The following is a 13977-nucleotide window of genomic DNA, read 5'->3' as shown; positions in this document are numbered from 1 at the left end:
GGGCTCCTTAAAGGGAATTGAGGAAGGCGAGCAGCGCAGCTCGCTCGTCGACATCGAATTTCAGCACCTGCTGCTTGGCCGCTTGGGCCTCGCCGCCGTGCCAGAGTATGGCTTCCAGCAGGTCGCGTGCGCGACCATCATGCAGGAACTGGGTGTGGCCGTTGACGGCCTGGGTCAGGCCGATGCCCCAAAGCGGTGGCGTGCGCCATTCGCGGCCGCTGGCGAGAAACTCCTCGCGGTCATCGGCCAGGCCTTCGCCCATGTCGTGCAGGAGCAGGTCGGTGTAGGGGCGGATCAACTGGTTGGCCAGCTCCGGCTCGGAAGCATCGGCCGAGGTGGTGAAGCTGGGGGTATGGCACTTCTGGCAGCCGGCCTGATGGAACAGGCTCTTGCCCTTGAGCACCTCTGGAGCGTCGACGTTACGCCGCGCCGGTACGCCGAGGTTGCGGCTGTAGAACAGCACGCTGGCGAGGATGTTGTCGCTCACCTCCGGCACGCCACCGTTGATCGCTGCCAAACAGTCAGGCTGGGCCTGGGTGCAGTTGTCATGGGCGATCAGCGTGGTGGTCAGGCCCATGTCGTTGGCGAAAGCGTCGGCATTCTGCTGGTTGAGGTTGGGCTGTCCGGCCTTCCAGCCGAAACGGCCGAGCGCAGTGCGCTGCTGGGCGCGATCCCAGACCTGATTGGCGCGCCCGGAAATGCCGTCGCCATCGGCGTCATCCGGGTCGGCTGCAGCCAGGATGTCTTGCTCGGCGATGGCTTCGAGCAGGCCGAGGCCGATCATCGGCGGGGCGATGCGGGCAGAGAGTCGGGTCTCCGGGTGCAGCTCGCCATAACCGAGCTGGGTGATTTGCAGCTGCGGCTTGCGCAGCTCCACCAGGGTGCCGTCGGCGAAGCGCAGCGGTACGCTGCTGTAGGTAACGCGGACCTTGCCTTCCGGCACTACACCGGGGTTGGCCATGTCTTGCAACTGGGCGCCGTAGGTCGGTTCTGCGACCACTCCCTGATGGATCAGCAGGTCGGCATGCTCCAGGCCGGCGGGTATCGACAGGCGCACCAGCATCGAGGCCGCGCTGACCGCATCCGGCCCTGGCGGGTGGCCGCGTCCGTCCTTGAGGTGGCAGTTCTGGCAGGCGTTGGTGTTGAACAGCGGCCCCAGGCCGTCGCGCGCAGTGGTCGTGGCCGGTGCCGTGACCCAGGGGTTACGGAAGAAGCTGTTGCCGACCGAGAAGTCCAGGCGCCGGCTCGGCGCCAGGTTGGCCGAGGGCTGGGAAAAGGCGTTGTGATCGAACTTGCGTACCGTGGCGGCTCCGGCCGAGAAAGCCTCGCCGGGTTCGGCCTGGGTGAATTCGGGCTGCTGCTCGCAAGCGATCAGGGACAGAGCCAGAAGAGGCAGCAGACAACGCTGGAGCGGCGACATCGAGGAACTATCCGAGCAGGCGAGGAAATGGGGCACCAAGATTAGCAGGCTAACGGAATTTAAATAAGATGGATTAGCGTTATCTAGACGCGGCCAGAAGTCGCGGGGCGGCCGCGTCGCCTCAGCGCGACGCGGCTGGAGCTGTCAGGCACTGGTTCTGTTCACGGCGATGAACCACTTCGGCTGCATGGCTGCGAAGTCGGTGCGCAGGTTGCAAGGCAGGTAACTGGCGGAATCCAGAACATGCATCTGGCCGTCCGAGCGTTCGAAGACCACCCAATGCCAGAAGTCGCGGCCGTTTTCCTGGTGGTGCTTGATGGCCAGCAGGGCCAGGTCCGGCAGCTTCTCCCAGGATTCGAAGGGGGTCTCGCCTGCCGCTGCCGTCACGCCGCCCGCCGCCAGCAGGCGCCTGACGTACTGGCTGTCGGACCACAGAGATGGGTCTTCGGCATATATGCCCATGGCGTTGGCGGTTGCTTTCATCTCGGCGTAGGTTTGCCCGAGAATGTTGGCACAGGCGGCGATACCGCAGCCGCTGACTTCTTCCTGTAGGACGCAGTGCCGCGCCTGTTCGGCGAGGTTGGCCTGTGGCACCCAGCCCGATGCCGCGTCGTCTTCGCGTGTGCACCAGAGCCAGCCATTGAGGCTGCGCGAAGCGATCAGGCGCTCGCCTGCGTGCACATCGAGTTCTCGAGCCGTGTAGGCCTCGCGAGCGCGGGCGCGCTGTCCGTCGAGTCGTTCGATGATCTGCTTGGGGACCCAGCCCGCTTCCTGCCCAGGCGTGCTGCAGAACAACCAGTTTTCCCAGCCCTCGTCGCCCTGATACTCCTCGCCAACCGTGAGCGGTGCGCCCTCGTTGAAGGTAATCGGGTTGGGAAATTCACTGCGATGGGCGGTGGTGACGATAAAGGTTCGCGGGGTCATGTGCATCCTGCCGGTAGCTGTCCAGAGAGCATGGCGCGACAGATTAGCGGCAGGACGATGCAGCGGGAAGGGCGGCGCGTGGCGAGGCGCGCCGCCTTGGATTCAGGCGCTGATGCGGAAGCGGTTGACCTGCTCCTGCAGCTCGCTGCCCAGGCGCGCCAGGTCGATGCTGGCCGCCGAGGTTTCTTCGGTCGCGGCTGCCGATTGCTCGGCGATATCGCGGATGCTCGAAATGCTGCGGTTGATCTCCTCGGCGACCGAGCTTTGCTGTTCCGATGCCGTGGCGATCTGCTGGTTCATCTGCTGGATGCGCGAAACCGCCTCGTCGATGCGCGTCAGGGCGGTGCCGGCGTGGCGAGCCGCCTCCACGGTTTCACCGGCCATGCCGCGACTCTGCGCCATGACGCCGACGGCGCCTTCGGCACCGTTCTGCAGGGCTGCAACCAGCTGTTCGATCTGCTGCGTGGACTCCTGCGTGCGCCTGGCCAGGGCACGCACCTCGTCGGCGACCACCGCGAAGCCACGCCCGGCTTCGCCAGCGCGCGCAGCTTCGATGGCAGCGTTGAGCGCCAGCAGGTTGGTTTGTTCGGCAATGCTCTTGATCACGTCGAGCACGGTGCCGATGTTGGCACTGTCACCCTTGAGCCGGCCGATGGCCTCGGCCGAGGCCTCGACGGTTTTCGCCAGTTGCTCGATACGAGAGATGGCCTGCTGCACGATCCTGCCGCCTTCGCGGGTCTGGTCTTCGGCCTCGGTGGCCGAGCTGGCGGCGTTTTCCGCATTGCGCGCGACGTCCAGCACGGTGGCGGCCATCTGGTTCATGGCGGTGGCGACCTGTTCGGTCTCCATGCGTTGTCCGGTGACGCCGGCACTGGTTTCTTCGGTCACTGCCGAAAGCTCTTCGGCGGCGGTGGCCAGCTGGGTGATGCCGGAGCCGAGTTTGCCGATCAGGTCGCGCAGGCTCAGGGTCATGGCCTGCATGGCTTGCATCAACTGACCCAGTTCGTCACGTCGGTCGCTGTCGATGTCCGTGGTCAGGTCGCCGTCGGCGACCTTGCGGGCGATGCCAACCACTCGTTGCAACGGGCCGACGATGGCCTGGGTGATGATCAGCGAGCAGAGCACCCCCAGCGCGAAAGCGATCACGGCAGCGATCAGCAGGGTTCGCTTGGCGTTGCTGGAGTCGCTGACCAGCAGCTCACGTTGCAGTTTGAGGGATTGGCTGGAGGCGTCGGCAACCTCGCGAGCGCGATCGGTCATGTCCTTTTCGCTCTGGTCCAGCTGGCCGATGCTGGACTTGAGCTGGCCGAAGTTGTTGCGGTAGTCGTTCAGTTGCTGCAACGCATCCTCTATCGCCGAGCGCGCGCCGCTGTCTTGCAGGGTGCCGAGCAGTTCTCGGCCCTTGCTGTCGAGTGAGCTGAAATGCTCGTCGAGCAACTGCGCATATTGGTCGTCGCGGCGCAGCAGGAAATCTTTCTCCCGGCGCCGGGCTTCGAGCAGCTCCATGGCCAGGTCGCTGGCCTGGTTGGCTCGACTCAGGGTGTCGATGCTGTCTTGTGCACCGCTTGCGCGAATCTGTTCGACCGCCCGCTGGCGCAGGCTGAGCTCCAGCTCAGAGAAGCGTTTGAGGGCTGCTCGGGCGGAAACTTCCATGGCTTTCTGCGCATTGCTGCTGGCCGTACTAGCGGCCTGCAATTGCTCCAGTTCGCTGTGATAGCCACTGGCGTCTTCCTGAATCTGACGCATCAATGCCTTGTTTTCCGGGCGCGCCAGTTCAGCTTCCTTGGCGGCGGCCTGCTCCTGGATCTGCTGCGAAATAGTCAGGGCTTGCTGCATGGCCGCTTCGTCGTCGCGCAGCAGGTAGTTCTTCTCCTGCTGGCGTGCGCGCATCAGGTTGGCGTCGATTTCGCTGACGCCGAGCAGGTTGTCGATGCGATGCAGAGTGCTGTCCAGGCTGGCGTTGCCGATCCAGGCCGTCACCAGGGTGATGATCAGAATCAGGCCGAAACTGCCGAGTAGTTTTTTGCGAACACTAAGGTCAAGAAGCATGCGAGAAACAGTATTCATGACGATTCCCTGTGATGTCGTGGATCTAGCAACCTCTGTTGAGCGTAGCCGATGGGGTGAGGGGCTCCGGGAGCGCGGCAGTGAATGGCGTTGAGCGAGAAGTGAGTGCCGTTTCCCGATGTGTCTTGCCGCAGAGGGGGTAATGGACACTCAAAGAAAGTATCCCCACCCGGAAAGCTGCGCGGTACATGGGCGGAGGATAGCAGGCAACGCGATGATGGCAATATGATGTTACTTATTTTTTTGGACGGTCTGCCTGCAGCGTCTTTGTCGATGGCGCCGCGCAGCCTGCCATGCAGGCCCTGGTGTGCATCAACGCTGGGCAGCGCTGCCCAATTCGACGGAAATTGCATCCGCGCACTGCTGCAGGCTTTCCCGGTAGCGTTCACGTGCCACGGGGCTGTCCATCACCGCTTCCGGGCCGGACAGGTTGATCGCCGCTACCACGTCGCCACGGTGGTCACGCACGGCGCAGGCGATGGCAGTGGAGTAATCGGAACGGTGCATCACCCAGCCGCGCTCGCGGTCGCGTTCGAGCAGTTGCTGCAGCTCGGGCAAGGTCTTGGGGGCGGGCGGCGGGTAGTCGTCCAGACGCACGTGCTGGTAGAGCGTGTCCAGCTCCATGGGCGTCAGGCCGCTGAGCAGCATGCGGCCCATGGCCGTGCAGTGGCAGGGAATGCGTGTGCCGATGGGGATGTTCACCGACAGCCGCTGGGCGGCGAAGGCACGGCCGATGTAGAGGCTGTCGGTGTGCTCGCGGATCGACAGGTGGCACGACAGCGAGGTGCGGTCGCGCAGGGCATTGAGATGCGGCATGGCGATGTCCACCAGGTCGCGGCTGGCCAGATAGGCGAAACCGTCGCAGAGCACTTGCGGGCCGAGTTCGTAGCTGTTCTTGCCGAGCTTGCGCAGGTAGCCCATGTCGGTGAGCGTGATTAGGATCCGGTAAATGGCCGAGACGCTGACGCCCAGGCGCTCGGCGATGACGTTGCTGCTCAGGTTGCGTTCGTTGGCGTTGAACATCTGCAGGATGCTCAGGCCGCGCTGCAGCGCGGGAACGCGGTAGTCCAGCTCGTCTTCGTGGATGCTCATGATGCTGCCCTCGTGGCTGTGTTGCCCTCTCCCCCAGCCCCTCTCCCATGAATGGGAGAGGGGCTGGGGGAGAGCTCATGGCAGGGCGTCGATCCCTACCGGCTGTCCACCGAACTCCTGCATGGCATCGAGCAGCGCGCCCCAGAAGTACTGCACCGAGGCGCGGTCGCAGAGGAGGTGCAGGCATGGCACCTCGCCCAGCGGCAGGTTGGCGACGATGACGTTGACCCGCGCGGCCGAGGTCTGCGCCACCTGGCCGACGGCGAAGGCCTGCGCGCTGAGGTCGACGCCGCAGAGCTTGGCCATCACCTCGGCCTGGCAGGTGCCTGTGAGCACCAGCCAGGCGTGGCTGTCCTGGCGCGGCAGCAGGTACTGGCCGGCGCTGGCCTGCCACTGGCTTTCCTCGCGCTGCGCTTTGCTGCCGGCATCGTGCAGGCTGCCGAGCAGCAGGTACTCGGTTTGCGACAGGCGCAGAACGTGGCTGCCATCGGCCTGGCTCAGCGCCTGGTTGGGCGCCTGCGGCAACTGGTAGCCCAGCGCGGTGAGGTAGTCGGCGGCATTCGGGCCGCGCAGGCCGTAGCGCGCCAGGTTGGTCAGGTCGAGCAGGGCGCAGTGGCTCAGCAGGGCGCTTTCGTCGTCCCGGCCGTAGGTGGTGACGATGCAGCTCTCGCCGAGAGGGGTGAGGGTGGCGCCGACCTGCAGCCGATAGAGTGGGCTGCGCGCGGAGAATTGATTGGCTTGCAGGGTCATCTCACAGCTCCTGGCGTTGGCTTTCAGGGTCATAGAAGGGCAGTTGCACCACCGTGGCCTGCACCACCTCGGCGCCTTCGACGCGGATCGGGATTTGCTGGCCGGGCGTGGCCTGTTCGGGCGCGCAGTAGGCCAGGCCGATAATCTGGTCGATGGTCTGCGAGTACTCGCAGGAGGTGACGTTGCCGCTGATGTCCGGCCCCTTGAGCACCAGATGGCCTTCCAGCGGCTGGCTGCTGCCCTTGGCCAGGGTGAAGCCGACCAGCTTGCGAATCGGCGCCTGCGCCTCGAGGATTTCCACCGAGCGTTTGCCGACGAAGAAAGGCTTGCTGCGGGCGATGGCCCAGCCCATGTCGATCTCGGCCGGGCTGGTCATGCCGTCGGTGTCCTGGCTGATGATGACGTGACCCTTTTCCAGGCGCAGCAGACGCTGGGTCTCGACGCCGAAGGGGCGAATGTCGAACTCCCGGCCGGCTTCCATCAGCGCATCCCACAGGGCTTCGCCATAACGCGCCGGGACGTGGATCTCGTAGCCCAGTTCGCCGACGAAGCCGACCCGCAGCAGGCGGGCGGGAATGCCGGCAACCGTGCCCAGGCGCACGGCCAGGTAGGGGAAGCCCTCGGCGGACAGGTCGACATCGCTGCACAGCTTACTCAGCACCTTGCGCGCATCCGGCCCGGCCAGGTTGACCGCAGCCAGCGCGGCGGTGACGTTGGTGATGTCGACGTTCAGGCGCCACTGCGCGTTCCACTTGAGCATCTGCTGGTAGACGCGATCCACACCGCTGGTGGTGGCGCTGACGTAGAAGTGCTCGTCGGCAAAGCGCGCGCAGACACCGTCGTCGATCACCACGCCGTGCTCGTTGGTCATCAGCGCATAGCGCGAGCGGCCCACCGGCTGCTTGGCGAAGGCGAAGGTGTATAGGCGGTTGAGCAGCTCGGCGGCGTCCGGGCCGCGCACGTCGAGGCCGCCCAGAGTGGAGACGTCGATCAGGCCGACTTTCTCACGCACCTGGCGCGCCTCGGCCTGCATGCAGGCTTCGCGTTCCCCCGGCTTGCCGTAGTAGGCCGGGCGCTGCCAGATGCCGGCGGGCATCATCTTCGCCCCCAGCTCCAGGTGGCGTGCGTGCATGGCGGTTTGCCGATACGGATCGAAGCCACGGCCGGCGACCTGCGCCAGGGTTTCCGGGCTGAATGGCGGGCGCGCGGTGGTCACCCCGGTTTCGCTGACGCTGCGCCCCGTGGCCTGGGCCACCAGGCGTGCGGTGGGCAGCGCCGAGTGGCGGCCCTGCGAGGGGCCCATGCCGACGGTGGAGAAGCGCTTGACCAGTTGCACGTCGCGGTAGCCGATGCGGGTGGCGTTGACGATATCGCGTACCTGCAGGTCTTCGTCGAAGTCGACGAAATCCTTGCCTTTGGGGTGCGGAAAGATCGGCCAGGGGAAGTTGACCCGAGGCTCGGCTGGCAGTTCGCGCAGGCTCGAACCTGCTTCCAGACCAAGGGCAGCGAGTGCGCGCAGGGCGCCGTTGGCGGCATCGATGAGCAGCGCGTCGAGGGCGTTGCGGCCGTTGACCGAGCCAACCACCTGCAACCCGCTCGGCAGGCCGGACAGGCTGAAGCAGGCGCTGGCGTCGTCGTAGGCCAGCTTGCCGCCGGCCTGGCACAGCAACTGGTACACCGGCATGTAACCGGCGGACATGCACAGCAGGTCGCAGTCGATACGCAGGCCGCTCGCGGCCACCTCGCCCTGGGCAGCGATGCGGCGCACGTCCACGGCGTTCAGGTGTTTGTCGCCCAGCGCCTCGTACACCGTGCTGCCGACATGGCAGGCGACGCCACGGGCTTGCAGGGCCGTGGCCAGACTGGCGTCTTCGGCGCGTTCGCGCATGTCCACCAGGGCGGCGACCTCGACACCGGCATCGAGCAGGTCGAGGGCGGCCAGGTAGCCGTCGTCGTTGCCGGTCAGCACCACGGCGCGCTGGCCCGGCTTGACCGCATAGAGCTTGATCAGGCGCTGTGCGGCGCTGGTCAGCAGCACACCGGGCAGGTCGTTGTTGCGAAACACCACCGGCTGGTCGAAGGCGCCAGCGGCATTGATGCACTGACGGGCGCGCACCTTGTACATGCGATTGCCCTGGATCACCGGCAGATAGTGATCGGTGAACCAGGCGTTGCAGGTGGCTTCCTTGAGGATGCGGATATTGGCGTGGCCTTCCACGGCGGCCAACAGCTCGGCGCGCAGCTCGGCGGCACGTTTGCCTTCGACATCGAAGCGCGCCCAGGCCAGCGCGCCGCCCAGATAATTCTGCTGTTCGATCAGCAGCACCTTGGCCCCGGCGTTGGCTGCGGTCAGCGCCGCGCACAGGCCGGCTGGGCCGGCGCCGATCACCGCCAGGTCGGTGAACAGGAAGGCCTTGTCGTGGTACTGCGGCTGCAGTTCAAGGTTGAGCACGCCGAGGCCGGCTTTCTTGCGGATCAAGGGTTCCCAGACTTTCCACATGCCCTTGGGCTTGTAGAAGGAGCGGTAGTAGAAGCCCACCGGCATGAACCTGGAGAAGTGCCCGAGCAGGGCGTCGCGATCCTTGTCCAGGCTGCCGTTGTAGTTCTGCGCGCTGACTTGCAGGCCGCCATCCAGCGGCTGCATATCGGCCAGCACGTTCGGCTCGTCCGGCAGTTGCACCAGGGTGTTGGCGTCCTGCCCGGCCATCGACAGCGGGCCGCGCGGGCGGTGGTATTTGAACGAGCGCGACAGTAGCCAGCGCTGGTTGGCCAGCAGGGCACTGGCGATGCTGTCGCCGGCCAGGCCCTGGTAGGTGCTGCCCTCGAAGTCGAAGCTGACCGGGCGGTTGCGGTCGATCAGCAGGCCCAGCGGGGCCGGCAGGCGGACATCGGCGCTCATGCGTTCATCTCCTGGGCGGGCGCGGCGAAGTCGACGCGGCGGTCGAACAGTTCCTTGGGGTCGAAGGTGCGCAGGATCTCGTCGCTGACGGTGTGGCGTTCGGCCAGAAACCAGTAGCTGGAGGCGTTGTGCATCCACCATTCGGTGACGACGCCGGCGATGTTCTCGCTGTTGAACACGTAGTCGGCCCATTCGGCGTCCGAGCAGGTGTTCGGGTCGGGCATGCGCTTGAGTTCGCCGCCGTAGGTGAATTCATTGATGTTGCGAGGCCCGTTGAGCGGGCAGGGCATGATCTTCATGGTGCGAACCTCAGTGACTGGCAGCCGTGGCGCCCATCTCGTTGACCTGGCGGAAGGTGGAGAAGCGCTCGAGGGCGAAGGGTTGGATCAGCGCCGGGGGCCTGCCGGTGGCCACCAGCTCGGCCATGGTCTTGCCGCAGATCGGCGTGGCCTTGAAGCCCCAGGTGCCCCAGCCGGCGTCGAGGTAGTAGTTGTCCAGTGGCGAGAGGCCCATGATCGGGCTGTAGTCCGGGGTCATGTCGGTGCTGCCGGCCCACTGGCGCATCAGCCTGGCGCCGGCCATGAAGGGGAACATCTCGATGGCTGCTGCCAGCAGGCTTTCCTTCAGATCCAGTGTCGAGCGCGTGTTGTACAGCGGGTAGGGGTCGGAGCCGCCGCCGAAGACGATCTCGCCACGGCTGGTCTGCTGCACGTAGCAGTGCAGCGCACTGGAGCTCACCAGCGGATCGAGGAAGGGCTTGAACGGCTGGGTGACCATGGCCTGCAGCGGGTAGGTGTGGATCGGTGCCTTGATCCCCAGTTTGTTCATCAGCAGCGAGCTGGCGCCGGCCACCGCCTGCACCACACAGCCGCAGCGCACGGTGCCACGGTTGGTCTTCACTGCCGTGACCTTACCGTGCTCGACGACGAAGTCCTGCACCTCGGTGAGCTGGTGGATCTCCACGCCGCGCTTGGCCGCCTGCTTGGCGTAGCCCCAGGCCACGGCGTCGTGGCGGGCGGTGGCGCCGTCGATATGCCAGAGACCGGCGAGCACCGGCAGATGGCCGGGGTCGAGGTTGAGGCAGGGCACCAGCTCGCGGATCTGCTGGCGGTCGAGCATCTCGGTGCGGCCACCGAAATGCTTGTTGACCTCGGCGCGCTGGCGGAAGGCACGCACGGTGGCGTCGGTGTGCGCCAGGGTGAGCTGGCCACGCTCGGAATACATGATGTTGAAGTCGAACTCGTTGGACAGCTCCTTGAACATCCGCACCGACTCGGCATAGAAACGCACGCCTTCGCTGGTGAGGTAGTTGGAGCGGATCACCGCCGTGTTGCGCGCGGTGTTGCCACCGCCGAGGTAGGACTTCTCCAGCACCGCGACATTGGTCACGCCGTGGTATTTGGCCAGGTAATAGGCGGTGGCCAGGCCATGGCCGCCACCACCGATGATGACCACGTCATACGCCGGCTTGAGTTCCTTAGGCGCAGGCAGGTCGACCTCCACGGGGTATTCCGAGGACAGGCCGTACTTGAGCAGGGCAAGGGGCATTGCGATTACTCCTGGGCCGTCAGGCCGTGTTGCTGGCGGGCGGCGAGCAAGGTGTTGTGCATCAGCATGGCGATGGTCATGGGGCCGACGCCGCCGGGCACCGGGGTGATGGCCGAGGCCACCTGCCGCACGGCGTCGAAGTCGACGTCGCCGACCAGGCGCGAGCGGCCGTCGTCCTCGATGCGGTTGATGCCGACGTCGATCACCACCGCGCCGGGCTTGATCCAGTCGGCGCCGATCATCCGTGGGCGACCAACGGCGGCGACCACGATGTCGGCCTGGCCACACAGCTTCTCCGGCTTGACGCTGCGCGAGTGCAGCACGCTGACGCTGCAGTTGGCGGCAAGCAGCAGCGCCGCCATCGGCTTGCCGACGATGTTCGACCGGCCGACCACCACGGCATGCTTGCCGGACAGGTCGCCAAGGGTGTCGCGCAGCAGGCGCATGCAGCCGGCCGGGGTGCAGGGCGTGAGCACCGGGCGGCCCTGGCTGAGGCCGCCGACGTTCTCACTGTGAAAACCGTCGACGTCCTTGGCCGGGTCGATGGCCTGCAGCACGCGGGTCTCGTCGATATGCGCCGGCAGCGGCAACTGCACCAGAATGCCGTTGACCGAGACGTCGGCATTGAGCGCTGCCACCACTTCCAGCACCGCCTCGGCGCTAGCGTCGGCACTCAGGCGGTATTCCAGCGAGCGGATGCCCACTTCGCTCGCCCGCAGCACCTTGTTGCGCACGTAGACCTGGCTGGCCGGGTCATCGCCGACCAGCACCACGGCCAGCGCCGGTTCGATGCCCTGGGCCTTGAGTGCGGTGACGTCAGCGGCGACCTCGGCGAGCACGCGTGCGGCGGTGGCCTTGCCGTCGATCAGTTGCGCGCTCATCGGAAGATCACCGTCTTGTCGTGGTTGAGGAACACGCGGTGTTCGAGGTGGTACTTGACCGCCTTGGACAGGGCCACCGTCTCGGTGTCGCGCCCCACCGCCACCAGGGCGTCGGGGGTGTAGTTGTGGTCCACGCGCTGCACTTCCTGCTCGATGATCGGGCCTTCGTCGAGGTCGGAGGTGACGTAGTGGGCGGTGGCGCCGATCAGCTTGACGCCACGGTCGAAGGCCTGGTGATAGGGCTTGGCGCCCTTGAAACCGGGCAGGAAAGAGTGGTGGATGTTGATGGCGCGCCCCGACAGCTGCTTGCACAGATCGTCGGAGAGGATCTGCATGTAGCGCGCCAGCACCACCAGCTCGGTGCGCGTTTCGTCGACGATCTTCAGCAGCTCGGCTTCCTGCTGGGTCTTGGTCTCCCTGGTCACCGGCAGGTAGATGAAGCGGATACCCTCGCGCTCGGCCATTGGCCGCAGGTCGAGATGGTTGGAGACGATGGCGGTGATCGTCATCTGCAGCTCGCCCTTCTGGTGGCGATAGAGCAGGTCGGCCAGGCAATGATCGTACTTGCTGACCATCAGCAGCACGCGCGTCGGCTCGGTGGTGTCGTGCAGCTCCCAGCTCATCTCGAAGCGCTCGGCGACCTCGACGAAGCCGTCCTCGATCTGCTGGATATCACCGGCTAAACCTTCGTTGAAGCGAAATACCGCGCGCATGAAGAAGGCGCCGCTGATTTCGTCGTCGAACTGCGCCATTTCGCTGATGTAGCAACCATGGTCGGCGAGGAAGGACGTTACGGCGGCGACGATGCCGGATGTGGCCGGGCAACTGATCTTGATCACGTATGGGTGCTTGGCGTGCATGGCGAATCCTCTGCTGGGGGCGGCGGCAGGAAAATCTTTATGAATGAAATGGATGTTCGTCCATGAATAAAATTAACTGTGAGTAATCTATTTTTCGTGCTGGTGATTTTTATAAGTGAATGAACAAAGCGTGTCCATGCCTGTGGGGAATTTTTTTATCCTTTCAAGAAATAAAAGACGAGTGGTGGCCACGCGCACGCATCGGCGCTCCGTGGCCACCACTCAGGCCTAGAGCCTGTTGTAAGCGAAGGGGCGTGGATCGACCAGCGGCGTGCTGCCATCGATCAGGTCGGCGAGCAGATGACCGGCACCTGGCGCGATGCCGAAGCCATGGCCGGAGTAACCGGTGGAGAGAAACAGCCCTGGCAGTCGCTCGACCGGGCCGATCACCGGGATGGCGTCCGGGGTGACGTCCATCACCCCGGCCCAGCTTTGCTCCACGCGAATCTGCCGGAAGAAGGGAAAGGCGCCTGCCAGCGCTTCGCGTGCTTCGGCCAGGATGGCCGGGCAAGGGCGTGGGTCGAGTACCCGGCAGCGTTCGAATGGGCTTGCGCTGTCCATGGCCCAATGCCTGGGCTGGCGCAGTTCCTCGAGAAAACGGCCATCCAGGCGCAGGCGTACTTCGCGAAACTGCTGGCTCAGCGCCGGAAGGAAATCGCCGAGGTAACGAAAGCTGTCCGGGGTGATCGGCGCCAGGTTGCCGTTGCGCTGAGCAATGTTGTAGCCACCGTCGGCGCGTTTGCGAAAGGCGTAGCGGCTGGCGCCGACCGCCAGTTCCGGGCCACCCGCCATCGGTGCGGTACGCAGTACCGAGGCCACCACCTTCAGTTGTGGCAGACGCAGGCCGAGGTTGGCGCAGAACAGCGTCGACCAGGCGCCGCCAGCTAGCACCACGCTGCTGCAGTTCAGGCGCCCCTGTTCGTTGTACAGCCCGGCGACCTTGCCGGCCGTGATGTCCAACCCCCGCACCGCACAGCCCGTGACGATGCGCGCGCCCAGGCGTTGCGCCGCACGGGCGATCACTGCACTGGCGCGGTGCGGTTCGGCGCGGCCATCGCTGGGCGTATGCAGTGCGCCACTCCAGCCGGCAGCGGCGCCTTCAGGCATCACCCGGAGCAGATCGGCACCCTCCAGCAGGCGCGCCTGCACGCCATGGGTGCTGGCCGCCTGTAGCCAGTGCGCCTGTTGCTGCAGTTGGCGCGGCGTTTCACAGGCGTAGAGCACGCCACTGCGGTGAAACCCCAGGTCTTCGCCGAGCTGCGTCTGCCAGCGATCCCACAGCTGCAGGCTGGCCATGGCCAGGGGGATTTCGCTGAGGTCGCGGCCCATGCTGCGGCACCAGCCCCAGTTGCGCGACGACTGCTCGGCGCCGATCAGGCCCTTCTCCAGTACGGTCACGGCGATACCGCGGCGGGCCAGCCAGTAGGCCGTGCTGACGCCGATGATGCCGCCGCCGATGATGGCCACCTCGGTGCTCTCCGGCAGCTTGTCGCTGGTCACCTGTTCGATCTGTGGGTACATGCACCTTTCCTCGGG

General features: G+C 65.6%; 11 protein-coding genes and 1 pseudogene. All 12 read right to left on the bottom strand.

Annotated elements, in window-relative coordinates:
- Positions 1 to 7: 7 nt before the first annotated feature.
- Positions 8 to 1420 (bottom strand): di-heme oxidoreductase family protein, encoded by a 1413-nt coding sequence (locus tag ACN8M7_RS12475; protein WP_490260971.1) that lies wholly within the window; start codon positions 1418 to 1420, stop codon positions 8 to 10.
- A gap of 144 nt (positions 1421 to 1564) precedes the next feature.
- A complete protein-coding gene (locus ACN8M7_RS12470) occupies positions 1565 to 2344 on the bottom strand; it encodes a hypothetical protein (protein WP_490260970.1) in 780 nt (259 codons plus the stop codon).
- Between the two features lie 102 nt (positions 2345 to 2446).
- The gene (locus tag ACN8M7_RS12465) at positions 2447 to 3166 is read right to left on the bottom strand and encodes a methyl-accepting chemotaxis protein (RefSeq protein ID WP_490261022.1); all 720 of its coding nucleotides are present in this window, start codon (positions 3164 to 3166) and stop codon (positions 2447 to 2449) included.
- Positions 3167 to 3307: 141 nt separating this feature from the next.
- A pseudogene (locus tag ACN8M7_RS12460) lies at positions 3308 to 4393 on the bottom strand (HAMP domain-containing protein); the annotation flags it as partial.
- A 330-nt stretch (positions 4394 to 4723) separates the two neighbouring features.
- Complete coding sequence (locus tag ACN8M7_RS12455) at positions 4724 to 5503, bottom strand: IclR family transcriptional regulator (RefSeq protein ID WP_490260969.1); 780 nt, start codon at positions 5501 to 5503, stop codon at positions 4724 to 4726.
- A 75-nt stretch (positions 5504 to 5578) separates the two neighbouring features.
- A complete protein-coding gene (locus tag ACN8M7_RS12450; RefSeq protein ID WP_490260968.1) occupies positions 5579 to 6253 on the bottom strand; it encodes a sarcosine oxidase subunit gamma in 675 nt (224 codons plus the stop codon).
- A gap of 1 nt (position 6254) precedes the next feature.
- Complete coding sequence (locus tag ACN8M7_RS12445; protein ID WP_490260967.1) at positions 6255 to 9152, bottom strand: 2Fe-2S iron-sulfur cluster-binding protein; 2898 nt, start codon at positions 9150 to 9152, stop codon at positions 6255 to 6257.
- Complete coding sequence (locus tag ACN8M7_RS12440; RefSeq protein ID WP_196458403.1) at positions 9149 to 9451, bottom strand: sarcosine oxidase subunit delta; 303 nt, start codon at positions 9449 to 9451, stop codon at positions 9149 to 9151. The genes ACN8M7_RS12445 and ACN8M7_RS12440 overlap by 4 nt, the downstream gene beginning before the upstream one ends.
- Before the next feature lie 10 nt (positions 9452 to 9461).
- Positions 9462 to 10700, bottom strand: coding sequence for an FAD-dependent oxidoreductase (locus ACN8M7_RS12435; RefSeq protein WP_490260966.1), 1239 nt, complete (start codon positions 10698 to 10700; stop codon positions 9462 to 9464).
- A gap of 5 nt (positions 10701 to 10705) precedes the next feature.
- On the bottom strand, positions 10706 to 11581 hold the full coding sequence (gene folD, locus ACN8M7_RS12430) for a bifunctional methylenetetrahydrofolate dehydrogenase/methenyltetrahydrofolate cyclohydrolase FolD (protein ID WP_490260965.1): 876 nt from the start codon (positions 11579 to 11581) through the stop codon (positions 10706 to 10708).
- Positions 11578 to 12441 (bottom strand): formyltetrahydrofolate deformylase, encoded by an 864-nt coding sequence (purU, locus tag ACN8M7_RS12425; protein ID WP_061237665.1) that lies wholly within the window; start codon positions 12439 to 12441, stop codon positions 11578 to 11580. Before purU ends, folD begins: the two co-directional genes overlap by 4 nt.
- 228 nt (positions 12442 to 12669) lie before the next feature.
- Positions 12670 to 13962 (bottom strand): NAD(P)/FAD-dependent oxidoreductase, encoded by a 1293-nt coding sequence (locus ACN8M7_RS12420; protein WP_490260964.1) that lies wholly within the window; start codon positions 13960 to 13962, stop codon positions 12670 to 12672.
- Positions 13963 to 13977 lie beyond the last annotated feature (15 nt).

Origin of the sequence: Pseudomonas spartinae (genome assembly GCF_965197125.1) — a bacterium.
GTDB lineage: Bacteria > Pseudomonadota > Gammaproteobacteria > Pseudomonadales > Pseudomonadaceae > Aquipseudomonas > Aquipseudomonas composti_A.
This window is presented reverse-complemented; position numbering and strand designations above follow the sequence as displayed.